Genomic DNA, 25,502 nt, shown 5'->3' with positions numbered 1-25,502 from the left:
TTTGCAGCCCCGCAAGGGAGAAACGGACCGGTAGTTCAGCTGGTTAGAATGCCGCCCTGTCACGGCGGAGGTCGCGGGTTCGAGTCCCGTCCGGTCCGCAAGATGTAAATCTTGAAAACATTAAAAAGCCTTTAATCGTAAGATTAAGGGCTTTTTTGATTTACAGACCTCTCCGAAATATTCGATTTTCCTCATACTACCTTGAGTAATTCAGTGAGCTAATCAAGACTTGCCAAAGGAATAGAATTAAATCTTATTCATATTTTAACGCATCAACAGGATTCGCCCGGACAACTTTAAAAGTCTGTAAGCTGACAGTAAGCAGCGCAATACCTATCGACAACCCCACCGTAGCTATCATTGGCCAGAGCGTTATTTCCGCCCTGTAATCAAATTGCTGTATCCATTGATAACTTATGATATAGGCCATTGGACAAGCGATCAAATTGGAGATCAGTACCAATTTCATAAAATCTTTATTCAACAAGATCAGTAAATGGCTCAGATCTGCACCTAATACTTTACGGATACTGATTTCTTTGCTTCTTTGCTCTGCCATATATAAAGCCAGCCCCAATAGTCCCAGGCAGGAAATCAAGATGGCAAACCCTCCAAATAGATTCGATAAGACGCTCAACAAACGCTCATTAGCCAATTTATCTTCCATTTCCTTGTTCACGAAATATAACTCCACAGGATATGCCGGGTTCATCTTTAAACTCAGATCTTTAATCATTTGTATAGAAGTACTCAAATTCTGTGCAGGATTTAGCCTTAGTAACTCTACATAAATTTCTCTTTTCGGTGTGGCAGGTGTTGCAAGAAAAGTAATTGTAGGTGATACTTTATAGGCTGGCGACTCATAGCTGTAATCTTTGATAACACCTATGATCTTGAACGGACTTCCGGCTTTAGTAATCATAGTTCCCACTGGGTTTTTTAACCCCATCACTTTAACCGCACTTTCGTTCAATAATACATTGCTGGTATCTGTAGCAAATTCTCTGGCGAAATCTCTGCCCGATACCAATTCAGCACCGATAGTTTTGATAAAATCATAACCAGTCACCCTGTTGTTCCACGAATATTTCCAGTTGTCATTATTTCCCGGCCAGGTAACATCAGAAGAGTTGTTACCATGATTTGTTAATCCTGTAGAATAATCCGTTGCTGAAAGGACAGCCCCCGATCTGATCAGTTCTCTCCTGAATATCTCCCGTTTTCCAGGTTTGCTGAACTCTCCGGTAGCTTCCAGCTCAACCAGGTTTTCTTTATTAAATCCTAAAGGTTTATTCCTGATATAGCTGATTTGTTTATAAATAATGATGGCACAGATGATCATACAAACCGAACAGCCAAATTGTACGACAACCAATACCTTGCGAATAGGCAAATATTTTTTTCCAATTCCAGTAAAGCCTTTCAAAACTTTTACGGGTACAAATGAGGAGAGGTAAAATGAGGGGTAACTGCCAGCAAGAATTCCTGTAATCAGGATTAGTGCCAATAGAGCCAACCAAAAAGGTATAGAAACATAATTAATAGTCATTTCAATATCGAGCAGATGGTTGAAATAGGGAAGGCAAAATTCGAGTAGCACGAACGCAATTGTCATGGCGATAAATGATAGTACCAATGATTCCACCATAAATTGTCCGGCAATAGCTTTCCTGGTAGACCCCAAAGCCTTTCTTACCCCTACTTCCCGCGCCCTTTTTTCAGATCTTGCCGTAGAAAGATTCATATAATTGATACATGCGATAGCCAAAACACAAAAAGCAAGGAACAGAAATAGTTTGACCTGATCAATCTTCCCACCAACTGATTTTCCGTTTTCAAATTGGGTATACAAATGTGTTTTACTGAAAGGGAACAGAAAGGCTTCGGTACGATCGTATTTATCCATTGAATGTTCAATGATCATTTTTCTTAAAGCGGCATCAGCAGACCCGAAGTACTTGTTGTCTTTTAATTTAATGACAGTATTGGTATAGCCGGTATACCAGCCTAAATCCTTAAATCCGGGATTATTCATCAGAAAGAAAGTCCATGTAGTCAACGCTTCAAATTGTATGGTTTGATTGCCTGGTAAATCTTCAATAACAGCTGTTACTTTGAGTGCTTCCCGGTTATCCCATTTGATAACCTGTCCTATCGGGTTGGTCTTTCCAAAAAGCTTATCGGCCATTTTTGCTGTAATCAATATTGATTTCGGATCCGCAAAGGCGGTTTGGGCATTACCTTTTATAAATTTATATTCAAATATTTGCAGGAACTGGGGATCAACGGCCCAGCTATTAATTTTGAAACTATTACTCTTGTAATTAACTAATTTATAAATATTTATCAAACGACTTACGGCTTCGATACCTTGTATTTTTTCTTGTGCCTCCGCAGCAAGTGTTGCAGGCAAGCCATTGTCCAGCGGGCCAAGCGTACGATCAAAACCAGCGGTATTAGCCGCATGTTTAGGTACACCATAGATGCGGTCTATATCTTTGAACTGCTTATCATACCCCAACTGATAATTCACATAAAGAAGTAACAAAAGGCAGCAGGTTAAGCCAATAGCTAACCCTCCGATATTGATCAAGGCAAAGCCTTTGTTTTTCCAAAGATTACGAAGGGCTACTTTAAAGTTTAGCTTAAACATAGTGGGATGATTTGAATCTGATCATAAATTCAGGTACCATTTTCATACCACGGGCTGAAAACACATTAATGTACTGTTTTACAGATAAGTACATACAAGTGACTAAGATATGCTGTTCGTTTTTGGACAGGTGTATGTGCATTAACGGACATACAAATCATCAATTGATGATATTGAGCTTTTGTTAATCATCAAACGCTGCAAAGAATAGAATCCGGCCTATCAAATCCATTTCTCAGCTTCAAAAAGATTTAAAGGTTCATAATTAATATACTGAACAAATCTTGGCTTTTGTGAAGTATTAGGACTGCTACCATGCGGCAAAGCCTGATGCCAGATGATAAAATCGCCCGCATTGGCTGCAATAGGGAAACTACCTAGTGCATGAAGGTCTTGCTGTCTTGGATTAGCACCCGCTGGCAGTTCACTCATCCAGTTCTCTAACCTGTCCTGGAAACCCGGAACAACTGTTAAAGCACCCTGGTTTGATGCTGTATCGGCCAGGTAAAGTATCCCCTGTAAACCAAAAGGAACAGGTAAACTTAGACTTACATCCCAATGCAAATCTGGTCCTGGAAATTTCCATTCAGCTGTTTCTGGTGGATTAAAACCTACACGATCAGCTGTACACCATAAATCTGTACGGCCCCATAGCTGTTCATATGCCTGGCGTATAATAGCCGACTCCCTATTCTTTTGTATTGCAGGATGTTGAAATAACTGCACCATAATTCCCTGCCGGGAAGCATGATGCTGATACCATGTTTCGGATTCTTCTCTTTTTACTTTTATAGACTGGCAGATGATTTCAATCGTTTCATCACATTCTTTTTTAGAAACAGCATTTTTTAAAATGAGGTATCCGTTTTGATCCCAGCATTTAAGCTGTTCATTGCTCAGCACATCAGGAATATCTTTATTTAACAAATTCTTGCCGCCAAATTCATTATTATAACGGGCAATAGTTTCAGGCACAGGCATACCTGCTGTTTCAATAATCCAGTCTTCAAATTCTTCAAAATCAGGTGCATTTGCAAACAAGTAAACTGATGTCTGCTCCAGCCCCAGTCCTAATGCAGACAGCAGGACTTTATCGAACCTCCATTCTCCTCTAAGCTCATTGTCAATTATTTTCCCATTCCTTTTAAATAAAGTCTTTTCCCAGAATCTTTTCAGGTGCATGACCTTTAATTTTCCTGTTTCCTGTGAAGGCGTTAGTGAAGTAGAAAACATAGTAACTGATTTAAAATATTATTCAAAAGGTTGATTCAGACAAGTCCAGCTTATCATATGGGGAAAAGGTTGATGTCCGGATGCCGCTGCTGTTGACTTGTCATAACTCATCCCATACCATTGTAACAAGGGTAAACCAATGATATTCCCAGCATCAAAGTTCTGGATTAGATTTTGCCCTGCACCCTTATATCCATCAGGGTGAAATACAATTTCAGGATCTATTTTAAGAAAGATACAGGCTGCATATGACCAGGCGATAGCCATCATTTCTCCACCCCTGTGCATATCACAATCTTCCAGCTTATCATTCATATTTTGCCTGGTACCGGGCGGCATACAGGCCAGATGCCCGGCTTCATGTAACACATCACCCGGATAAAGCAATCGATTTGTATCGATCACCAAAGCACCATTCCGCATTTTAAGACCGGGTAAAAAAGTATCTTCTTCAATTGTTTCCAGCTGATATGCCAGCCCTATCTCTTGCAAGAAGGATAAAATCTGATCCAGAGGACAATATTGATCATACTGCTTTTCAAACTCATCTGCCAGCTGATTCGCTGTTAAGGTACTCTGATTTCTTAATTCACAAATCATATCAAGGAGCTGTTGCTGGCTATAAGCAGGTCTACGACTGATGTAATCAGCTGAATTTATCAGGTCCCGTAACCAGGTATTTACTTCACAATCTATGACCAGATGTATCCGGTCCGTTTTCCCTCCATTTGTAACGTGATGCTGCAGGTTAGCATTCATATACCAGCATTCTCCCGGCTGCATGGTTATCCGCTCATCCTGGACATAAAATGCGACATCCGGATTTGTGATCAGGGGAATATGCAGTCTTGCTTCTCCTTGTTCAAAAGAAAGTTCTTGATCAGAATGTGGCTTGATTACTGCCCCGGCGGCCAGATTTAATAATCTTACAGATTTGACTGTACACTGAAAAGCGGCCAGTAATTTTCGGATAGACGGGAACATATCCAGATTCGGATGATCTGCAAAAATATCATTTGCTGTTAAACCCGGAATAATAGTATTCTGTCCCCCGATTGATCTTAATGGTAATACTTTCCAGTTACCTTCATAGTTACCGCTATTAAAATGATTATCCCAATGCGGCGAGGCAGATTTAACCTCCTGAAGCATCAAAGCATATTCCGGGAATACTGTTACTTTAGCACAAACAATCATAGTATATCAATAGCTGACCAATAAAAATATAGCTGTCAGTTCTATGCGTACAAGTTAATGTTGAAATACCGCAATTTAAAATGTTATTTCAATATTGTTTAGCTGTCGTTAAATAAACGTATTAGCCATTAAAACACCCGCTTGAACTGTTTTTATTCAATTGCTTAAGTTTGCACCAGTGCTAATCAGAGGTTAACTTTTGTTTTCAAAATATCAGGAAACAAGTCTTTGTAATAAATCACACTCACATCCAGCGAGTTATGCAATATCTATGAAAATAAGTGATTTTTAGGCTATTTTTTAATTAAACAATGTATATTTGCAGCCCCAAGCGCATCTAAACAAACATTTATGTGAGTTAAGAGCAAAGGAGAACGGACCGGTAGTTCAGCTGGTTAGAATGCCGCCCTGTCACGGCGGAGGTCGCGGGTTCGAGTCCCGTCCGGTCCGCTAAAAACCCTTAACTTGAAAAAGTTGAGGGTTTTTTGTTTTTGAGTTCGAGCCCCATATTCCACCCTTTATGGGGATCAATACCAAAACTTGTGGGGCTGAATTAAATTAGGCGTAAATCCGAGATAGTCTGTACAAGAAAAATTCGATATTTCTCACCCCCCTGAATTGGGATCTAAAAGCTTTGAGTTTGGCATTAAAAGATTCCGCAGAAGCATTGGTAGATCTGTTGTCGAAATAATTCAAGATCGTTTGATAGTGATTTTCAATGGTTATTGAAATGGTATTAAAAGCTTTAAATCCCGCTTGCCTTACCTTTTCGTGCCATCTGGCCAACCTGGCCAAACCATACACTTTATCGGTAGTTTTTTCAAAGATATTGCTGAGGTTCATACTTAAATCATAGGCCTGCTTCAGATCCGGATAATGCTCAAATAACAGATCTGCTCTTTCTTTTTGACTTTGAGTCCAATATTCAGCACGTTTATACAAAACGTATCTGCTTCTGGCCAGTAATTGCTTGAGGGTATCCCCATTAGGGAGAAAGCTGGACTGGAAATCATAGTTCTCTTTTTTCGCCTTTTCTATCGCTTCATTTTCGGCATCCAATGCTGCCCATCGGTGCTTGATTCGCATTTCCTGCAAGGCTTCTGTGGCCAGTTGCTGTACATGAAACCTGTCGGTTACCCTGACCGCAACAGGAAATGCTCTTTTGGCAATCAGTTCCATATTACCAGCCATATCCAACGTAATTTCTTTCACCTTCCGCCTTTTATTCAATGGAATTTTTCTAAGCACTTCAATGACAGTTTCTGCTTTTACACCTGCAACAATCGCTACAATTGCCCCTTTTTTGCCTTTGGCAGCTTTATTAGTGACAATGGTATAAAGCTCGCCATGGGACACGCTGGTTTCATCTATGGAAAGTTGTGTACCCAGATTGTCTGGATAAAGCAACCATTTACTGGCATGTTCTTTTTGATCCCAACTCTTAAAACCACTCAAAAAATCCTTGTACTGACGCCCAAGATTTCTGCCTTTTACTCCATAAAAGTTCCCGATCGTTTGAATATCATTCGGGGCGGTACTGACTGAGTTGTTTTAAAAAAGCCGCGAATTCCCCTGTCATTCGCGTTCCCTTAGCAACCAGGCTCCAGTCTCGGTAAGCCACTTTTCCTGTGGTATGGTTCAGCCATCTGCGTCGTTTGATATGAAAAAAGACCTGATGTCCGCGCATGGGGAAATCCTGGACGGTGATGGTAGGAAAGAAACCTTTGGACTCCAGTTTATCATTTTCAAATGCCACTGGAATAGAATTCACCTCTTCCAGATCAATATGTAAAATATCATGCTCTTTACGAGCAGATTTCAACTCAAAATTCTCTAATATAAAATCGGGTAATAATAAACGTAGGAGCTCTTGGTAACTTGATAACATCTGTAAAATTCAAAGCCCAAAACTAAAAATTTTCACGCTTCCCCACAAGTTTTGGTATTGATCCTAATTCAGTGAGTCAATCAAGGCGGATGCCTTACTCACTGAAAAGCATGTAAATAATTGTATTACAGCTAGTTCATAATCTGAACATCTTGACTGCCTATAGCTGCAACGCTAATTTTGTTTAACTCTAATCTGAAAAAGATGAAAAACACATTTAGCCTGCTCTTCTATTTGAAGAAGCCAAAAAATTATGTTGCTGGCACAATGCCAATTTACATGCGTATTACTGTAAATGGAGTACCTAAAGAATTATCAATTGGAAAACAATGCGATCCAGAACGCTGGAATCCGCAGATTAACCGCTTAGACGGAAAAAAAGAAGATGCAAAAACAATCAATACCTATCTTAAAATAGTTGAAGATAAGGTAGATCAGGCACATACTGATCTATTTAAAGCAGATAAGGAGATTACAGCATTATCCCTTAAAAATAAGTTTTTAGGAATTGAGAAAAAGGCACATACTCTGCTCACTGCTTTTCAAGACCATAATGATAAGATGGAAGCACTGATAGGAAAAGACTTTACAAAAGGAACCCTAAGTAAGTACAATACCACTTTAATGCATACTACATCATTCATTCTGCATAAATTTAAAGTTATTGATCTACTCGTTGAAAAAGTAGACAACTATTTTATTACCGAATTTGATTTTTATTTGAGAAGCAAATGCCGTTGTGCAAATAACGCAGCAGTAAAACATATTAAAAATCTTGGTAAAGTAATAAGGATCTGCCTTGCAAATCGTTGGATGACCTATGATCCCTTTATAGCTCATAAAAACAAAATTACAAAGGTTGAGCAGGTAATTCTTATGCCTACCGATATACAAGCTATTTATAATAAAGTATTTGCAATAGAGCGGCTAAGGATTGTCCGTGATGCTTTTATTTTCTGCTGTTATACAGGTTTAAGTTTTATTGATTTGGTGGAGCTAAGGAAATCAGAAGTTGTTACTGGCATTGACCAATCACTATGGATTATTAAAAAAAGGCATAAGTCTGGTATTCCTTGTAATGTTCCATTATTGCCAATTGCTTTAGAAATTTTTGAACGATATGCTGATCATCCACTTTGTGTTGATACTGGCTTGGTGCTACCTATGAACAGCAACCAAAAAATGAACGCTTATCGTGCGCCCGTAAAGGTTGCGTAATGAATGTCTCTTTAGCAAGAGACTAGACTAGGTTCCAAGTCTACTCCCGACCGACTTATCTGGAGGGGAAACCTGATAGGGAGTGTAGCATGTCGGTTTACAGCATGGCCGCTTTAATTGCCAAAGGCGAGTGCATTGCTGGGGAGAAAGACAGACACGAGGATGAAGCCTATACTGGTTGAATGATAGTTCAGTGGGGCATGTTGAACCTGTGACGAAAGGCAGTTGTATTGTCACACCGTAGCTATCTCAATTGACAGGTAGCCTTTGAGAGCATAGAACACCGCTACGGCACAACCGCAATAAGCGGAGAAAAGAACGAAAGTCGCATCCGACAGTCTGTCGCGCTAACAGTCATTACGAAGCTAAACGGGGATTTCCTAAGTCGGGATGCCCATATAAAAAAAAAAAGGGCTATGTATAAAGATACTGAATACCCGATATGGAAACGGAGCTTCCGTAGTAGTCCGAGCAGGGTAATACCCTGTACATGGCGAAGGGAAGCAGTTGTCAACTTAATACAAACTAAGGAAAACGTGTGAGACGTATGAGAGATCCAGTGCAAGTATTAAACGCTTTATGCGAACATAGCAAAGATTCGGGCTACCGTTACCAAAGGCTCTACCGAATTCTGTTTAATGAGGAAATGTTTTTCATCGCCTATCAGCGTAAATATGCCAATCAAGGTAATATGACGCCGGGCACCGACGGCAGAACCGTCGACAGAATGAGCATTCACCGCATTCAGAAACTTGTGGCAAGTCTGAGAGACGAATCGTATCAGCCTCATCCTGCCCGCCGGGTGTATATACCCAAGAAGAATGGAACGAAACGCCCGTTGGGTATTCCCTCTTTTGAGGATAAACTCGTGCAGGAAGTGGTACATATGATTCTGAAAGCCATCTATGAGGGGCAATTTGAAGACACCTCACATGGCTTCCGTCCCAACAGAAGCTGCCACACGGCATTAAGGGACATTAAGGTTACATTCAAGGGAACACGATGGTTTATTGAGGGCGATATTAAAGGTTTCTTTGATAATATCAACCATAATGTAATGATCGATATCCTCAGAGAACGTATCTCTGATGATCGTTTCCTGCGTTTAATCCGTAAGTTCCTGAATGCTGGCTATATGGAGAACTGGACATACAACAATACCTACTCAGGAACACCGCAAGGCGGAATCATTAGTCCTATCCTGGCTAACATCTACCTTGACAAGTTCGATAAGTATGTAAAACAGTATGCAGAAAGTTTCAATAAAGGCAAATCACGTAGACTAACCACTGAGTATCAGCGTAACCGGAATCAGAGAAATGCATTACGATGGAAACTGGAAGCGGAAACGGATGAAAACCGCAAAGCTGAACTGAAATTGAAAATGGCCGAAATGCGTACGGAAATGCTGGATATTCCAGCAACAAGGGACATGGATGACACGTTCAAAAGATTGAAGTACATAAGGTATGCTGATGACTTCCTCATCGGAGTAATCGGCAGCAAGGGAGAATGTGAAAAAATCAAAGCTGATATTACCACTTTCATGAGTGAAAAACTCAAATTGGAAATGTCTGAAGAGAAGAGTTTGATTACCAGCGCACAAGAACCCGCAAAATTCCTTGGATACGAAATCACTGCACGCCGGTCCATGGACCACACGCGTACACGATGTGGACTACAGCGCCGTCCGTGGTCAGGAACAATTGTCTTAAATTTATCTTACGAAACCGTACTTAAGCGACTTCAGTCCTATAACGCTGTGCTTATCACACAAGTAGACAGGAAACAAACGCTTAAGCCATCGTCTCGCAAGTATATGGTGAATAGGCAAGGTGCAGATATCATGGCGCAATACAATCTTGAATTGCGGGGATTCTACAACTACTATTCCATCGCAGACAACATCGGCTATCGGGGATGGAAGTTCAATTACTTCATGAAATATAGCATGCTCAAAACGCTCGGCCGTAAGCACAAAAGAACTGTCGGACAAATACTTGAGAAGTATAGAGACGGGACGGATGTGGTCATCCCCTATAGGGATAATAAAGGCAACGCGAAACAAAGAGTGTGGTATAATGGGGGATTCAGATGTAAACGCTTCAAAGACATCTACGAGGATAATTATTACGACAAGGCTCCCAATACCATGTATCTTCCTGCCCCCACACTTGTGGAAAGGCTCAGAGAGAGAAAGTGTGAACTTTGCGGTGTAATGGGAGACCTCGTGATGCATCACGTACGTAACATTAATCAGCTTAAAGCTGATACCAAATGGAATGCAGTGATGATCAAACGCCATCGTAAAACACTCGCAGTCTGTCAAGATTGCGGTGCATTAATCCACAAAAACTATGATCAGTAAGGTTATGTTGACAATGGAGAGCCGTATACATGGAGACATGTACGTACGGTTCGGGGGCGGGTTAGCAGAGACTTACCACCGCAAGGTGGCAAAGCGCTGTTGGCCTAGCCCACTGAAAGAGGTTGCAGATTTAAGCGCAGTAGAAAAACATCTAACGTTCAAGGTTGCCAGAGTTGCTTTTGCTACCACCGTAACTATGGCAAATGGTATCCCAATTGAAAGCGTAAGTAAGATGCTTGGGCATACCAGCATAAAAACTACGCAGATTTATGCCAAGATCATGGATAACAAGGTGGGTGAAGATATGGAAGTACTGAAAAATAAATCAGAGGCAGCGTAATTTTATAGGGTACACAATATTTCCCTTTATCAAACGTCTTTATGTGGAGAGCGTTAATTTAGATAAGCGGCATGGTCACCTGATCATGCCACTTTTTTTTGCTTATGATTTTTTCAGCAACTCAATTTTTTCACGCTCACTTGCAAGTAAGCGTTCATATAGTTGTTTATTTTCCTCAACGACTTCCATTAATTTATCTAATGGGTTGAAGGTGCAATGATTATTAAATGCACTAGTATCGTTGAATGTATTAAAAAAATTGACTACAGCCTCTTCCGTGAAATTTTTGATCCCCTCAACTGAAATCCCTAAGACCTTCGCAATTTTATCTAAGGTAGTTTCTTCTACTTCTTCGCTCTGCTCAATATTTGAAATCGTCTGTTGGCTCACACCAAGTTGAGTAGCCAAATAATCTTGTTTTATATTCCGAAGTTCCCGTATTCCTCTGATCTTTCGGCCTAAGTGCATTTTGCTAGATTTAGTAGGTGTTTCCATAATAACAAATATAATGATTTTTACGATAGTAAACTACCAAGATTTTTTAGTAAACCACCAGTGAAATTAGTAGATCACAGCAGTGTTACCCGGCATTTTTGATTTAAATAAATCAAAAACCAACTGATATGGAAATGCACATTCTTTCAGCAACAGATCACCAAACGGGCTACTTCAAAAGATTTGTCCAAAGCCTGGTCGACAAGTTTCAACCCCTACAGCTTTTCTGTTTTGCCAAAACCAAAGTATTAACGGAAACTACAGGCTGTTTTAAAGATCACCAAAACAGCCATTACAGCAACTATAGTTTACTGATGGTAACAGAAACTGCCACCCGTATTGATCACGAGGTACAGGAATTTTCCAATACTTACTATCAACATGGCAGGATTGGGATCATCTGTCAAGGTCAGGAAAGTATTTTGGCTGCAATTAAAGCCAATAACCGATTTTTCATGACCGTTTATACTACCGGACAGTTGTTATATAGTCGTGACGGTATGGGCAATTTTGATTTCATGGAAAAGTTCATTCCCACTCAATCTGCAAAAAAAGCACAAAAACATTATCACCATCGCATGCCCCTTGCCGAAGGATTTTTACGTGGTGCAGGGGAATGCCTGTCTAAAGAGGATTATAATGTATCCACTTTTATGCTACACCAAGTTGTTGAACAGTGCTGTATTTTGGTGGTCAGGGTACATATTGCCTACCGAACAGAAGTGCATAACTTGTTACGCATGCTGCGATTATGCACCGCATTTTCTGAAAAACCACTACAAACATTTTTATCAGGCAATCCCGAAGATGAAAGACTCTTTAACCTCTTAATGAAAAGTTATTCCGGCTCACGTTACGGTGAAGGTTTTAAAGTTAGTGCGCAGGATGCCAATCATCTGTATAACCGTGTATCTGCATTTGTAGACCTTGTTAAAGAGATGTGCCTTGCTAAAATTGAAGAATTAGAGCATGAAGCCCTTGTATACAAAGAGCTAAAAGGGGAAAGTGAATTAAAAATTGATGAAGCCTAAAGCCATGAAAAGGAAGAAGATAATGAAAGAGCTGAATTACCAGCCGACCCGCCTGCAAGCACGGGAGATTAAGGATCCTTTTGAAACTATGGATTATTTCTTTCACGATTTCCCTATCCACGAAACAAGGGAGAATTTTTGGGAATTGTATAAAGGATGGGTAATCCAGTCTTCACAATATGCCAACGAAGAAACCATCAAAGATATGCTGTGCTTTTATACCCAGTTTATGGAGTTTTTAGATGCCAGCTACCTCTATACCAAGATGCAGACCAAATAATACATTGTTGATTTTAAATTTATGGTAATGAGACAGAAGAAAAATGAACTCATCCTTATTCCGATGGAATTTAAAGTAGCCTGTAGTTTATATAAAATGGATGTGGCAGAGGTCTTGCAGGTGTTTATTGATCATGTAACAGTCTATGACATTATCAACAATACCTATCATGAGGGATTTTCAGAGGCTTGCCACTGCCTGATCTTCTGTTACAGAAGGAAGAAAAAGCCCCGTATCCTCAGTACAGGAATGAGGAAATGCAGGGAACTATTTTTGCGTAATATGGGACAAATTGAACTCCTTGCCCATATGAAACGAAGAGGATGGAAAACCACTACCAAACGCAGTTACACCCGCTGTTTTGTGGAGAACATCTTTGATGCAATGGAGCGCCTATATACGCCATCTGATATGATCTATCTTGATGACTATTCTGCCTTAAAATTAAGTAAGGACTTTTGTGTGCTTTGTGAGGTATATGACTGTTATCCAAAAGAATTTCTGGAATATTTCATGGGCTATATCTCTGTAGCGGATGCCGACGTAGGTTTTGGACTAAAAGGATACTCCAATTTCGTCAATACTTTTTTTTTTGAAAATCGCCAATGGTCTTGGCAGAAATCCACATATCAGGATAGAATTGACTGATTGGGAGATTGATTTCTACGACCGGCTGGAAGAACTCCGTCTGGAAGTTTACATTATCCGTGACATTAAAAGAAAGGTAGACACGCTTCGGGATTTTTACCACATACATTATCAGACCATGAACCCCAATTAAACCTATGCCCTATGGAAACCACTATTCACATTACCTTGTCAGAAGACTTTGAGACCCTGTGTTCGATCTACCAGATCAATCCAGAATATTTTGTACAGCAGTTCATCAATCAGGTATCCCTGCCTGAATACTATAGTAGCCCCAGTAACAATAATCGCTGGGGCACGCTGTTTTTTCTTCAATTTTTAGAGGTGGAATTATCCCATTATGAAGTAAACAGGGAACTCGAAGAACGTTATCTGGATACCTTTGATCAGGCCATGCAATATAATTATGATGCTAATCCGGCATCATGCGAAACCTCTTTAACCACCGGAAGGAACATTATGAGGCAATGGCTGAAAATTGTACTTGCAGAACGGGCGAAATACATTACAGATAGTCTTTAACTCTAATTAAACCTCCCACAACTTTAAGGAATATCACCAAGGGTTTTGGTTATATTTGGATATAATCACATCCTATGAGTTTAGACTATTTCCGACCACGAGACACTTTTGATTTCTCTAAGAATAAATTAGACATTGGCAATTACTTGCATTGGAATAAAAAGAGCTTTTTAAAGCATTTCTTTTTAAGAATCTTCGCCATTGATGCCAGTAGATGGGCAGAATTTTACAACCATCATCTGAAATATTATTTGGGCAAAAATACAGATGGCAAGGAAGAGTATTTTTTTTAAGAGGTTTTGGAGCCTGATCGAAACCCGCTTAAAGACACTGGTGGAGAAAGATATTTATGAAAGTAAAAACCACGTACGGGATCAGCAGGAAATCGAGCATTTAAGAAGTCTTACTCATTTTCTGCTCTCTGTTGACAAATGGAACTCCCATGAAACTGAAAAGGCCATTAATGTACGCTTGCAAATGGAAAACCACAGACTGACCAATAAATTGATGGAGCGTGACGAGGAAGTAAAAATGTATAAATCGAAAGAAACCACTGATAAAATCAATCTTCATCCCGATAGTTATTTAGTTCTGGTTGACCTGTTGCTGCAACTGCAAGACCTAAAATTGGACGATGGCAAGGAGTTGTTATTTTCCAGAACACAGGCTGTCTGGATGAAAATGATTAACAATTACTTCACAGAAGATCATGAGGAAATTAAGTTGAGCACCTTGAAAAGGTACTTCCCTGCCGACAATAACAACCCATCAAGTGTGAAACACGCACCCGTTCCAGCAAACAAAAAGCTCTTTAAAATCATGCCCGCAAAAAAGAGAGCTTAATTAGCGTCTCATTCCCCTTCCTTTTTCTTCATCGCCATACTATTTGTATCTATTTGGTAGATAATGGCTTAACTATGCCTTACATTAATATCTCTTCTAATCCCGTTACCCTCGTTTTTTGAAGGGTCATGAACATGTTGGTCAATCCTGTTCCTTTGAGTCATATCAAAATGCAAACAGATGAATCCAAAAAAGACCACATTCGCCCGATTTCAAGATCACCGCTTCTTTGAAAACAGTACCTAACTGTATAGCCATGCCTACAGCGATATAGCTGATCAGATACACAGCTATTCAGTTATACCTATTGTTTCACCTGAATATGATCTTATGAATATTGACATTATCACCCCGGAAGATTTAAAATTTTTTAAATCAGAACTGATCGCAGAACTTAAAGAAGTACTACAGCCACAACAGCCATTTGCAAAGACCTGGCTAAAAAGTGCCGAAGTCAGAAAGATATTAAGTATCTCACCGGGAACATTGCAGAACCTTCGTATCAATGGCACACTTCATTTTAAAAAGGTCGGGGGAACGATGTACTACAAATCTGAAGATCTTAATCATATGCTTGGGGACAGCCCAGAGGAAGGAGGTGCGGTATGAATTACCCGCCCACCACTTTTATGAAAAGAGCAGCAGACGATCACCGTCTGTTGCCTTCCCATTTGAGTCTGTTGATGGTGGTATTTTATTTCCGCACTGATCATTCACCGGGAGCAGCTACACGGGTTAGCCGGAGCAGGCTCATGCGTTTCTCCCGTATTAAGTCCATTGCCACCTATCACAAATGTTTGAAGGATTTAATTGATTTCGGGTATATCATTTATGAGCCATCCTACCACCCGACCCATGCCAGTTCAATATGGCTATTGAACGAAGATGGACAGAATTAAATTGGCTGAAACCAGCGGGAAGAAACCAAATTCCTGCCCCGATTGCAGAACTTCTGACGAAGTTCTATAACGGTACAAATTGGAGAAAATGAGGGAGCGAGTTAATGTTTTTGCTATACAAAAACACTCGATTTTTCCCTTTTGGGGAAAAATTTCGGTTGGCTCCCGATGGTCACATTGAAAAATGAGAAAGGAGAAAATGGGATGCAAGTCAAAGATGAAAATAAAAAGCCTGTAAAAAAACGGTTGCCCGGCAGACCAAAGAAAGGGATCAAAAGAAGTGAAATCCTGATGATCAGGTTGACCCCTACCGAGCGGTTACTGATCGAGGACAAATCTAAAAGGGCAGGTGTAAAACCCAGCGAGTGGTTTAGAAGGGCGGCAAAAAGTGCAGGCATAGTGCCCCGCTTTTCTACAGAGGAAAGTGGATGGTATAGATTATTGGCAGGGCTTGCCAACAACCTGAACCAGCTTACCCATTTGGCTCACGTTGAAGGACTATTGTCCTTATCCGCCAAGTGCCGGATGATGCTCACACAGGTAGAAGAAGTGATGCTAAAAATTACTAAACATGATCGGTAAGCCCATTACAGGAAAAAGCTTTGGCGGTTGTGTCCGTTATGTCGTTGACAAGAAAGATGCTGTAATCTTGGATGCCAACGGTGTGCGGATGCAAAATGCTTATTTAATTACCCAGGATCTTAACCAGCAAAGGAAAACAAGACCGGGATTAGGTAAAGCCGTGGGACATCTGGTTTTAAGCTGGAGCAATGAGGACCTGCCCAAGTTGAGCGATCAAATCATGGTAGAGCGGGCAAAGGAGTACATGGAGAAAATGAATATCCGCAATACCCAATATGTGATGGTCAGGCATCATGATGGGAAAAACCCGCACATGCACATCATTTACAATCGGGTAGACAACAAGGGCAATACCATTTCTGATAACAATAGTTACGGGCAGAACATCAAAGCCTGTAAAGAAATAACCCTAAAACACGGCTACCATTTAGGAAAAGGTAAAGAACAGGTAAACCGTCACGCATTAACAGGAAAGGAGAAATCAAGATATGAATTATTCGATGCCATTAAATCAGCGCTCAAACAGTCTGTCAGCTGGAAAGGATTAGAAAGCAATTTGCAGGCTAAAGGCATACAGATTGACTTTAAAATGAGGAGCGGTACAAATGAAGTACAGGGCATATCTTTTGAGAAAGACGGATTCAAGATGAAAGGCTCCGCTATTGATAGGACATTCAGCTATTGCAATTTAAATGCACAACTCAATTTCAATCAGCAAAGGGAGCAACAGCGTATTGCCTGTATAGAGAACAGTCCTTCTGTAGCGCACCAGATCAGGGAAGTACTAAGGACAAATTACCAGCACGACAGTCAGCCTGTCTTTAGCGGGGGTAAAAATTTACTGGAAATCTTGCTAAGCCCGGAATTTGCACCAGCTCAATCAGGCGATCAGGACGATGCCAAAATTTACCGGAAGAAGAAAAAGAAGAAGACCGGACAGCAAACAGATCAGGAACAATCTAACGGAATAAGCCGATGAACACACAGGAAATACAGGAACAGTTACAGGACAATCAGGAACTCACCATTAAATTAGGGGAAAGAATGAGCAGTGCCGAAGAAATATTAGCTAAACTTATGTATGTTAAAGATTATAGCGGTCAGCTTGACGAGTTAAAAGAGCTGATCATCAAAAACGCTGAACAGGACAAAACTGCCCCTATACAGGAAGAAATCAGCCAGCAGATCATTGCTACGCAAAAGTTGATGTTGAGCAGTGAGGCGAGTATCAAGAAGCAGGAAGTACTTTTCAAAAACTTCCCTAAAGAGATGCGGGTCAAACTACTTCACCGCTTTGAAGACAAAACCAAAGGTTTTATGATTGGAGGGTTAGTCCTTTTTGCATTATCAGCAGTTTCAATAGGTCTCTGCGTTTATCTCTGGAATGACAATGGTAGGATGAAAGACAATGATATTAAGTTTAGAATAGTACGGCAGATGGTACCAAACATAGCTTATAAAGCTGATACGTTGTACTATCGAGATCCCAAAGGGATAGAAAAGAAAACCAAGCAGTTGGAAGCCCAACAACTTACTCTAGCAGAAGTCGAGTCGGCAGCTAAAAAGACGGCAAAGGAAGCGGCAGAAGTTAAAAAAGAAGCCAAACGGTTAAAGAAGAGAAAAGGGAAATTATAATTTCACTAAATACAGTAAAGAGAAAAGCCTGATTCTCTAATCAGGCTTTTCTTTCTAAATTGATTTATAAAAACTTAAAAACGTAGATTAGAATGAGGGAAATAGAAAGTATCCCAAGGTAAACTGTTGCTATTGTACCGGATTTAAAGCAATTAAAAAATTGAACATTTTTCTTGTCTTTATATGGTTTAATGTCCATTGAAAAATCAATATCTTCATCTTTAAGCAAACGAATATCATCGTATAACCATCTAAACTTCCTCTCCAAAGCCAAATAATATGCGTCTAAATACCAAAAAATAGGTATAGCTATAAAAGTTACAGCAACATAATTCGCATTTTTTGCCTCACCAGCAAATGCAACTAAAGCAGAAACAAGTGTAATAGCCCATCCTTTAAGTAAGAAAGAATTTGAATTTGCCCTGGTGATTACAGCCTGGATAAATTCAAGATGCTTTAATTTTTTTTCCATTTTACTATTTATAAGAGGACAAATCTATAGGAAATTTTTCATATAATAAATCCAACGGATATCTTTTATCACTGCCCAATTCATCGTATTTTTCACCCCATTTAATTAAATCATAGCTAGAAATATCAGTTAAATGACCTAAACTCATGACAAATTTCATTTTTAAGGATTCTGTGATGGGTTCAGCTACTCCACCTTTACTAAAAAATTTTATAGATCGCCTATCATATCTTTCTGGGATCAACTTTCTAATCATTTGACTAATTGAAATCTCGGAATAAATCCAAGGCGAATAAGTAGAATCTGAAATAACCTTCTTGGTTGTAGTCGATTCAGGAGTGTTTAAAAACATAAGGCATTCTGCTCTGTCAATCATTTTGGTCAAAGCAGTAGATAGCATTAAATAAACAAGACTTGTAGAACGATTTCGAGTATCATAACTAAAAGTCTTTACGCTACCATCATCATGTCTCGTACTTACACAATACTTATCATCTAAATTTTTTAAAAGTTTTGTTGACTGTCCCCAAATGCAAGAATCAATAAAGCATTTAAGCTTAAACGTCTCATACAACCAACCTGAAAATGCTATGGCTAACTTCTGATCGGCATGAGAATGAGAAATGAAAACATCAGCCTCAACATTTGGAAACCATTCAGACTCCATGAGTTCACCATCTAAACTACCGTCTGGCAAAAGAAAACGTTCCGTTCCTTCCTTAACTGCTAGTCTGTCTTCATTGTAACGTTGTAAACCAGTCTTATAATAGTCATCTATTTGATGATCATAAAAACTCAAATTAAAACCTCTAAACATATTTGGCAATTTTCTATTTAACCAAATGTAATATAATTTGAAATTAAATAAGCTAACACTACAGCACAGGTTCGATTTCCTGCAGCTTTTTCCATCGGTGCGGTAAAAGATCTTGAGTTTGGTCTGCGGGCTGTTTATTGATTTTTTTCAGCACATCTATCATCCAGACCATTGGATTAATGCCTAATAGCTTGTATGTTCCCATGAAAGAATATAGCATAGCACTTCTTTGCGCCCTGTCATGGGAACCACAGAACAGAAAGTTCTTTCGTCCCTGGGCAATTCCTCTTATACTGCACTCAATTAGGTTGTTAACAATGGACATATATCTATATTTAGATCCCTTTCGATACTAATTTACTCAATTTAACCTTTATCTGGACGATTAATGAACAAAATATTCCTAATAATGGGAATACAAACTTGCATACAATTCAAGAAATTAATTGTATTTTCAAGCAGATTTAAACTTAATTGTAATAAATAATGCTTAATAAATATGGGAGAGTTTGAATTAAACACCGAGGCTGCTATACTTTCTAACTATATCAGTATTATAATTACTGGTAAACTATGTAATCCAGAATGGGTTTCATATGGTTTAAATTTAAGAAATAGTCATTCTAAAACTAGTATTTGGACTCGTATCGATATTTATACCTTAAATGAGTTTGGTCATCGAATATTGACAGAGTCGAAGGAATTTACAGTGTTACCAGCAAGTGAGATTTTTTTAGCATGTCCTATTCCAGGACCGACTGGTCAAAAGTTTGAATATGTTATTGGAGCAAGCAGTTGGATTTAGTATAACGAGACATGATAAATATATCAGCTCTATTCTACAGGGAACCAGAGGACACGCCTCGTCGGTATCTTGATCCTGTGACTATAAGTTCTGTGTCGACAGGTCCTGATAATGGGGCAAATCGAATCATGGCTAACTCATTGTCAGATAGTATGAGGCATTCGACCACCCAGCAATTGGTTTTGAATATTAACAATAAACTTTTAGAAATGAAAGTTATCCGGCCTCCTGCACTCTGGTATACTTCAGATTTACGAATCACCGAAATGAATGGGGCAATAATAAAAATTTGCGGTCATGGAAATGAAGGTCAACTTGAAACTGGTTATGGTCAAGGAGTAGCTTCAGAGGAAAACATTATTCATGCTTCTTATCAGAGTGGATTAGAATACTTGAAGCAGTTAAAAATGCATAATACTAAGTTAGTAAAGATTTACAGCTGTAATACCGGAGCTGGAATGGGTGGCTCAATCTTACTGTTCTTACTTGCTAAAATGTGGGGTGTACCTGTACAGGCAAGAACAGGAATAACGAGAGCTGTTAATAAAGGTAGCCAAAATTGGATGGAATTTGAAGAAAATTCTACCTGGCAAATGGCGACACCAACTATGGAGTATCCACCCCCTCCGATTTTGAACGTATCTATGATCTCAGCGCCCCTGTTACATGACATCAATATCGATGCCGGTATTGATTTTGAAAGTGTTTTACGAATTCAGGCTAAAATTATTGAAGTTAATAAGCCCTCTAAAAATAAGATAATAAATGACCAAGTAAAAGCATTTTTGCTTGGATTATTTAAGTCAGATATTTTTTATGCTGACGGAGAATTTCCAGGTCAAATTACGACAGTCCTTACTATATTTTGTGCCAATGGTTCCATTGAGATGTTTACTATATATTGTGATTCAATAGCTATAATAGAACATAAAAACTTAAGCTTTTATGTCAACCCCAATTCTATCCAATGGCTGAAATCACTATGAAAGGTTACAGTTTTCCTTGCACTTCCCTAGGGTGACCATACGTAGTGATATAAGTAATCTTCCTTCAACATCTTTACTAGTTTTACAAATAATAGATAGCCTATTCCTATATGTATTGCAGTTCGGCTTGAAAGAAAATTGCTTTGCTAGTAACTCCGCTGCACCCTGTGCTTTGAATTACATTTTCTACAGATCTCTATCGTAAACAGCTCCCGTCATATTGATGCGATAGCCAAGTGAGCTAACACTACAGCAAAGGTTCCATTTGCTGCATTTCAATGTCAATACGCACTGTATTGGGAGCTTATGAAATTAATAATGAAACATTATCATCCAACATATAGTATAATCGCCACAAAGACACCATAGCTTATATAAATCCCTCCGCTCATTTGCGGCCTGCAAAACCGAGGGGGGGGTGCTTTGGGTTTACGAAAAAAACTGCTGTATTAGAGCACATGCAATTGTCATTCAGCAGATCAATAGGTATAATGTTTTAATGTTTTATCACAAAATTATTAGATAATAGACTTTTAAATTCTTTGACAATTGAAATCCGGCAAAGATCTACTGGGCAATATTTTATCATTATGAATCTCTGTGAGGTGATCTCAATTTATCACATATCGTTAAGTGTACAATAATATAGTGATATGATACAATTATATTTATATATTAGCCTTTATAAGGTGTTCACAATAAAATTGCTTTTTGTTGTATTCCTGCAACAATTATAGGAATGCTAGTATATTAATTACAATATAATCCTATTACAATATTCGCCTGATTGAAAATTCGTCTGATTGAAATTCTGTCTGATCGAAATCATAATACTATAAAATACTTTTAATAATAAGTAGAATAAAGTGAGCACCTTATTTAATGAAAAAAAAAGAAGAATTAGCCCCTGAATATTTAGAGAGATTTTTACAACTAAATTCCATAAAAGAACTATCTACATTTCTGAATCTAAGGATTAGTGCATTAGAGTATTTTTTGTTTTATGCTCCAGATGAGAAAAAGTATAGAATATTTAAGATTCAAAAAAGAAATGGTAATTTAAGGAGTATATCCACCCCAACTGAAAGGTTAAAAGAAATCCAACAGATATTACAAATAATATTTCAATATTTATATGCAGGAAAACCATCTGTTCATGGATTCGTACAAAACAAAAGTATCATTACAAATGCTAAATTACATATTAATAAGAAGATTCTTGTAAACATAGATTTGAGTGATTTTTTTTCATCGATTAGCTTTGGACGCATTAAGGGCATATTTTTAAATCACCCTTTTAATTTTAATGAGGAAGTATCAAATGCACTGACAAGAATTTGTTGCCATGATGGAAGTTTGCCACAAGGGGCACCAACATCACCAATATTGTCGAATTTCGTTTGTAGGCAACTAGATAATCAGTTTATGAAACTTTCAAAAACATCGAAAGTTTTATATAGCCGATATGCTGATGATATTACTATTTCAACTAATTTGAAATCCTTACCACAATCAATCGGTATTATAGAAACTGATAAGCTTGAATTAAGCAACGAAATAAAAAAAATTCTCCACAAGAATGGTTTTAAAATTAATTATAACAAAGTAAGATTTGCATTAAAAACTAACAGACAGGAGGTTACCGGTTTGATAGTTAATAAATTTATAAATATTAAAAGGGACTATCTTCGTCAAGTAAAGTCAATGTTAAATGCATGGGAAAAATATGGACTTTATTTGGCCGCTTTTGAACACTTTTCGAAATTTAATCCCAAAACCTATATGCCTGGCGATATAGAATTGGCTTACACAAAAGAACTGGCAGGTAAGATTAATTATATCGGGATTGTTAGAGGAAGAGATGATGGAATTTACGAAAAGCTTTACACTAGGATTAAAGTATTAGCTCCATCGGTTATGCTTTCAATTATAAGAAGACAAATTCAAAGTTCTAAAGACCCAATTCTATTTACTGAAGGTAAATCTGATATAAAGCATATTGAAGCCGCATTCAGTCATTTTAGAAGTCAAGGATTATATCATAATCTGTCTTTACATTTTCATCATTATAAAGAAGAGGATAAGATGTCAAATGGTGAGCTATTAAAATTTTGTGAAACGTTTTCAAAAAGTCATGAAACTGGTTCCATTGTAATCTGCTTATTCGATAGGGATGATGAAAATTTTCTTGCAAATGTGGCTTCGACAAAAAACACTTTTAAGGAATGGGGTAACAAAGTATTTTCTATGGTTCTTCCTATACCAGATCATCGGAAATTTACTGATATATGTATTGAGCATTTTTATACGGATAAAGAAATCACAACGAAAGATAAGAACGGAAGACGGATCTATTTAAGTAACGAATTTAATAAGGAAACTGGACAGCATGCTAAAGAAAAGCTAACTATTAAACATGTTAATAAGTTACAGGCAAGGCGAGTTCAAATAATTGACAGCGGTGTTATTAACACAGAGAATATAAACTTTGCACTAAGTAAAAATCAGTTTGCGGAAAATATATTTAATAAGGTGGATGGGTTCGATTCGTTTAATTTTGAGGCATTTAAACTGATATTTGATAATATCCAAACAGTGATTGACTATGCCAATGATGAAGCAAAGAAATCGAATAAAATTGAAATGTCCATATTGTAGCCGATACAATTCTATCAGCAGCATTTTATAAGCTAATGAAATTGTAAAGGTTCTCGAGTTGAATCTCTTATCTTATAGATATAAATATGATTGGGGTGGAAAAACGTTAAAATCTTCTTTAATTGAAAGTGGCGTTATGTATCGTTTAGTACTTTTAATTTTTATTGCATGCGCGATTTCTCGATTTTCGAAGTATTTGTAAAAGAAATCCTCTGATATGCCAGAAAATTTTTCAGTTATATGCCAGATTTTTTTTGGATCAAGACTTAGAATGTCCTCAATTTCAAATTCTCCAATTACTTTTTGTACAGGTGAAGAAGCGTACACTATTACTGTCTTTATATTAGGATTTTTAAATCTCACCTTTCTAAATTCAAATTTTTTTGTGCCGTCGAATATTTTAAATGCGTATTCTGGTTTAATCGACAATAATACTTTCATCGCTTTTTGTGTCCTTTAATATTTTGTAAAACTTCTCTTTAGTTATTTTTTGAAAACCTCTTGGAGCACTCTCCAAATCTTTGATTACCTCAAGCTCAATTAATCTCTTCAAATTAATTCTATTTGGTAAAGAGTAAACATATAAAAAGTTAACTAGGAATGGGCGGTTGTTTTTGGAATAATTCCAATATTCTCTAAGCTTTTCATCAGTAAAGACACTCCTTTTTCTACATTTTTTTATGAAATCGTTTTCATCGTCAAACTTAAAGAAAACATTATCAACAACTGCTATCGTGGTCACAACACTTTTGTAATAGCCACCAGTTCTATAAAAGACAAGAATATCTCCTATTCTAATATTTTTTTCCCACGATCTAGAAATATATACCTTACCAATAGAATTTCTATGAGGCTCATTATCGATAAAATTTGATTTTGATTCAGTGTGAAGAATTGAGTCAGGCATTAATTCGGTATGATATTCTGGGTATATTGGTAAAAGAAATATGTTATTTTTTAGTCCAAGATAAGGATAAGTGCCTTTAAGATCTTGCAAATCAAATCTGGGAGTGAAATCTCGGGTATATATTAATTCACCGTCTTGACCCTTTATTCCGAAAAATTTGAATCCCCATTCCTCTAATAGCGAAATTAATCTAAGTTGTTCACTTCTTTTGTTAAAAATTGTCACGTAAATTTCTTCAACTTTTTGTGCAAGTGCATTGTCAAATATTATTTTCAAGAATCTTTCCCCTAATCTAACTCCATTGCTAACAACTTTAAATGTCCCAACCTTAAGTCTTTTCTTTGGAGCAAAGGTTGGATTAAAATCTGTATACAATTCATTTTCATCCTCCTTTTTGATATATAAGAAAGACAGGATTTTATTATTTTCCTTATTGAAAGTTACATATGCCCTTTCATTTGCTTTTTTATTAAACCATCTGTCGAAACCGAAATAGTCCTCTCTTAATGTATCAAAGAAGGGATCGCTTAAATCTAATTCACCAAATAGCCTTTGCTCTACACTTAAGACCTTATACTCTATTAACTCTGGATTTTCAGCATAAATTTTTTCCAGAAATGAATTTATTGTGTAAACTTTCTCAGATATTTTTAGCTCAAGAGCTTTTTTATGGATTTTTTTATCTTCAGAAATCAGTAGATCAACACGGTAGTTAAATACTTCATTTAATAATATCGAATCTACTTCGTCATTTTGATTTGAATCGTATTTATTTGATATCATTTCGACCTCTGCTGACATTGGAGCAGTGGTTAATAATAATTCATAGCTATCCATTTTTATGTTAAAAGAATCAACAGTAGCTTTATTAGGGTTTTTATTAATCTCCTTTATGGTTTCAGGATGGATACATTTCTGATACTTGGCCTTATCCAACCACTTAAAAAGAATACCTATATCCTGATTTGATGCCCTTCCTGATTCTCTATGTATTATTATATTAGTGTCTAGTAGTGCTTTCATCC

Annotated in this window: 28 protein-coding genes and 2 tRNA genes; 19 read left to right on the top strand and 11 right to left on the bottom strand. The window is 37.9% G+C overall.

Features of this window, described 5'->3' with window-relative positions:
• Positions 1-24: 24 nt before the first annotated feature.
• Positions 25-98, top strand: a tRNA-Asp gene (locus tag AY601_RS04770).
• Between the two features lie 155 nt (positions 99-253).
• Here the strand turns inward: AY601_RS04770 and AY601_RS04765 are convergent.
• The 3 genes from AY601_RS04765 to AY601_RS04755 all read right to left on the bottom strand — a co-directional run bounded on the left by AY601_RS04765 (position 254) and on the right by AY601_RS04755 (position 5,083).
• Positions 254-2,653, bottom strand: a complete 2,400-nt coding sequence (locus AY601_RS04765; protein ID WP_068397213.1) for an ABC transporter permease — start codon at positions 2,651-2,653, stop codon at positions 254-256.
• A 222-nt stretch (positions 2,654-2,875) separates the two neighbouring features.
• Positions 2,876-3,886: a phytanoyl-CoA dioxygenase family protein gene (locus tag AY601_RS04760; RefSeq protein WP_068397210.1), complete on the bottom strand. Its 1,011-nt coding sequence runs from the start codon at positions 3,884-3,886 to the stop codon at positions 2,876-2,878.
• A gap of 18 nt (positions 3,887-3,904) precedes the next feature.
• A complete protein-coding gene (locus AY601_RS04755) occupies positions 3,905-5,083 on the bottom strand; it encodes an aspartyl/asparaginyl beta-hydroxylase domain-containing protein (protein WP_068397206.1) in 1,179 nt (392 codons plus the stop codon).
• 376 nt (positions 5,084-5,459) lie between these two features.
• Between AY601_RS04755 and AY601_RS04750 the strand changes: the two genes are divergently transcribed.
• Positions 5,460-5,533, top strand: a tRNA-Asp gene (locus AY601_RS04750).
• A 108-nt stretch (positions 5,534-5,641) separates the two neighbouring features.
• Here the strand turns inward: AY601_RS04750 and AY601_RS04745 are convergent.
• Both AY601_RS04745 and AY601_RS04740 read right to left on the bottom strand, forming a co-directional pair.
• Positions 5,642-6,595, bottom strand: coding sequence for a transposase (locus AY601_RS04745; RefSeq protein WP_068397203.1), 954 nt, complete (start codon positions 6,593-6,595; stop codon positions 5,642-5,644).
• Positions 6,596-6,605: 10 nt separating this feature from the next.
• A complete protein-coding gene (locus tag AY601_RS04740; RefSeq protein ID WP_068397200.1) occupies positions 6,606-6,971 on the bottom strand; it encodes a transposase in 366 nt (121 codons plus the stop codon).
• 204 nt (positions 6,972-7,175) lie between these two features.
• On the opposite strand from AY601_RS04740, the gene AY601_RS04735 reads away from it, so the two are divergent.
• The 3 genes from AY601_RS04735 (at position 7,176) to AY601_RS04725 (ending at position 10,897) form a co-directional block, all read left to right on the top strand.
• Positions 7,176-8,189 (top strand): site-specific integrase, encoded by a 1,014-nt coding sequence (locus tag AY601_RS04735; RefSeq protein WP_068397198.1) that lies wholly within the window; start codon positions 7,176-7,178, stop codon positions 8,187-8,189.
• Between the two features lie 547 nt (positions 8,190-8,736).
• The gene (locus AY601_RS04730; protein WP_068397195.1) at positions 8,737-10,557 is read left to right on the top strand and encodes a reverse transcriptase/maturase family protein; all 1,821 of its coding nucleotides are present in this window, start codon (positions 8,737-8,739) and stop codon (positions 10,555-10,557) included.
• Positions 10,558-10,594: 37 nt separating this feature from the next.
• A complete protein-coding gene (locus tag AY601_RS04725) occupies positions 10,595-10,897 on the top strand; it encodes a tyrosine-type recombinase/integrase (protein ID WP_335340589.1) in 303 nt (100 codons plus the stop codon).
• A gap of 102 nt (positions 10,898-10,999) precedes the next feature.
• On the opposite strand, the gene AY601_RS04720 is transcribed toward AY601_RS04725, so the two are convergent.
• Positions 11,000-11,392: a helix-turn-helix domain-containing protein gene (locus AY601_RS04720; RefSeq protein ID WP_068397189.1), complete on the bottom strand. Its 393-nt coding sequence runs from the start codon at positions 11,390-11,392 to the stop codon at positions 11,000-11,002.
• A 128-nt stretch (positions 11,393-11,520) separates the two neighbouring features.
• Here AY601_RS04720 and AY601_RS04715 point away from each other — a divergent pair, with 128 nt between their 5' ends.
• The 11 genes from AY601_RS04715 to AY601_RS04670 all read left to right on the top strand — a co-directional run bounded on the left by AY601_RS04715 (position 11,521) and on the right by AY601_RS04670 (position 17,832).
• A complete protein-coding gene (locus tag AY601_RS04715; RefSeq protein WP_068397186.1) occupies positions 11,521-12,423 on the top strand; it encodes a HEPN domain-containing protein in 903 nt (300 codons plus the stop codon).
• The gene (locus AY601_RS04710) at positions 12,413-12,703 is read left to right on the top strand and encodes a hypothetical protein (protein WP_068397181.1); all 291 of its coding nucleotides are present in this window, start codon (positions 12,413-12,415) and stop codon (positions 12,701-12,703) included. Before AY601_RS04715 ends, AY601_RS04710 begins: the two co-directional genes overlap by 11 nt.
• A 27-nt stretch (positions 12,704-12,730) precedes the next feature.
• Positions 12,731-13,351: a hypothetical protein gene (locus tag AY601_RS04705; protein WP_157287704.1), complete on the top strand. Its 621-nt coding sequence runs from the start codon at positions 12,731-12,733 to the stop codon at positions 13,349-13,351.
• Entirely contained in the window at positions 13,344-13,484 is a 141-nt protein-coding gene (locus tag AY601_RS25540; RefSeq protein WP_198163614.1) for a hypothetical protein, read from the top strand. Before AY601_RS04705 ends, AY601_RS25540 begins: the two co-directional genes overlap by 8 nt.
• Positions 13,485-13,495: 11 nt before the next feature.
• Complete coding sequence (locus tag AY601_RS04700) at positions 13,496-13,873, top strand: hypothetical protein (RefSeq protein WP_068397173.1); 378 nt, start codon at positions 13,496-13,498, stop codon at positions 13,871-13,873.
• Between the two features lie 267 nt (positions 13,874-14,140).
• A complete protein-coding gene (locus AY601_RS04690; protein ID WP_068397168.1) occupies positions 14,141-14,716 on the top strand; it encodes a hypothetical protein in 576 nt (191 codons plus the stop codon).
• Positions 14,717-15,046: 330 nt separating this feature from the next.
• Positions 15,047-15,325: a helix-turn-helix domain-containing protein gene (locus AY601_RS04685; protein WP_068397160.1), complete on the top strand. Its 279-nt coding sequence runs from the start codon at positions 15,047-15,049 to the stop codon at positions 15,323-15,325.
• A gap of 20 nt (positions 15,326-15,345) precedes the next feature.
• Positions 15,346-15,615 carry a hypothetical protein gene (locus AY601_RS25535; protein WP_157287701.1) on the top strand — a complete coding sequence of 90 codons (270 nt, stop codon included), beginning with the start codon at positions 15,346-15,348 and terminating at the stop codon, positions 15,613-15,615.
• 168 nt (positions 15,616-15,783) lie between these two features.
• Positions 15,784-16,197 (top strand): plasmid mobilization protein, encoded by a 414-nt coding sequence (locus AY601_RS04680; RefSeq protein ID WP_068397156.1) that lies wholly within the window; start codon positions 15,784-15,786, stop codon positions 16,195-16,197.
• Positions 16,187-17,176 carry a relaxase/mobilization nuclease domain-containing protein gene (locus AY601_RS04675; RefSeq protein WP_068397153.1) on the top strand — a complete coding sequence of 330 codons (990 nt, stop codon included), beginning with the start codon at positions 16,187-16,189 and terminating at the stop codon, positions 17,174-17,176. Before AY601_RS04680 ends, AY601_RS04675 begins: the two co-directional genes overlap by 11 nt.
• Positions 17,173-17,832, top strand: coding sequence for a hypothetical protein (locus AY601_RS04670; RefSeq protein ID WP_068397150.1), 660 nt, complete (start codon positions 17,173-17,175; stop codon positions 17,830-17,832). The genes AY601_RS04675 and AY601_RS04670 overlap by 4 nt, the downstream gene beginning before the upstream one ends.
• A gap of 64 nt (positions 17,833-17,896) precedes the next feature.
• On the opposite strand, the gene AY601_RS04665 is transcribed toward AY601_RS04670, so the two are convergent.
• The 3 genes from AY601_RS04665 to AY601_RS26295 are packed head-to-tail and all read right to left on the bottom strand — an operon-like array spanning position 17,897 to position 19,446.
• A complete protein-coding gene (locus AY601_RS04665; RefSeq protein WP_068397147.1) occupies positions 17,897-18,304 on the bottom strand; it encodes a hypothetical protein in 408 nt (135 codons plus the stop codon).
• Between the two features lie 4 nt (positions 18,305-18,308).
• Complete coding sequence (locus tag AY601_RS04660; RefSeq protein WP_068397144.1) at positions 18,309-19,121, bottom strand: hypothetical protein; 813 nt, start codon at positions 19,119-19,121, stop codon at positions 18,309-18,311.
• A 58-nt stretch (positions 19,122-19,179) separates the two neighbouring features.
• On the bottom strand, positions 19,180-19,446 hold the full coding sequence (locus tag AY601_RS26295; protein ID WP_068397142.1) for a transposase domain-containing protein: 267 nt from the start codon (positions 19,444-19,446) through the stop codon (positions 19,180-19,182).
• A 174-nt stretch (positions 19,447-19,620) separates the two neighbouring features.
• On the opposite strand from AY601_RS26295, the gene AY601_RS04650 reads away from it, so the two are divergent.
• The 3 genes from AY601_RS04650 (at position 19,621) to AY601_RS04640 (ending at position 23,570) form a co-directional block, all read left to right on the top strand.
• Positions 19,621-19,926, top strand: a complete 306-nt coding sequence (locus AY601_RS04650; protein WP_068397139.1) for a hypothetical protein — start codon at positions 19,621-19,623, stop codon at positions 19,924-19,926.
• Positions 19,927-20,054: 128 nt separating this feature from the next.
• A complete protein-coding gene (locus AY601_RS04645; RefSeq protein ID WP_198163613.1) occupies positions 20,055-20,912 on the top strand; it encodes a DUF4347 domain-containing protein in 858 nt (285 codons plus the stop codon).
• An 882-nt stretch (positions 20,913-21,794) separates the two neighbouring features.
• A complete protein-coding gene (locus AY601_RS04640; protein ID WP_068397134.1) occupies positions 21,795-23,570 on the top strand; it encodes a reverse transcriptase domain-containing protein in 1,776 nt (591 codons plus the stop codon).
• 72 nt (positions 23,571-23,642) lie between these two features.
• Here the strand turns inward: AY601_RS04640 and AY601_RS04635 are convergent, their stop codons facing one another.
• Both AY601_RS04635 and AY601_RS04630 read right to left on the bottom strand, forming a co-directional pair.
• Positions 23,643-24,011 (bottom strand): ASCH domain-containing protein, encoded by a 369-nt coding sequence (locus AY601_RS04635; protein ID WP_068397130.1) that lies wholly within the window; start codon positions 24,009-24,011, stop codon positions 23,643-23,645.
• Positions 23,989-25,500, bottom strand: a complete 1,512-nt coding sequence (locus AY601_RS04630) for a hypothetical protein (protein ID WP_068397126.1) — start codon at positions 25,498-25,500, stop codon at positions 23,989-23,991. Before AY601_RS04630 ends, AY601_RS04635 begins: the two co-directional genes overlap by 23 nt.
• Positions 25,501-25,502: the final 2 nt, after the last annotated feature.

Origin of the sequence: Pedobacter cryoconitis (assembly GCF_001590605.1) — a bacterium.
Classification (GTDB): Bacteria; Bacteroidota; Bacteroidia; order Sphingobacteriales; family Sphingobacteriaceae; genus Pedobacter; species Pedobacter cryoconitis_A.
Note: the sequence above shows the minus strand (reverse complement) of the source record. Positions and strands in the feature narration are given on the sequence as shown.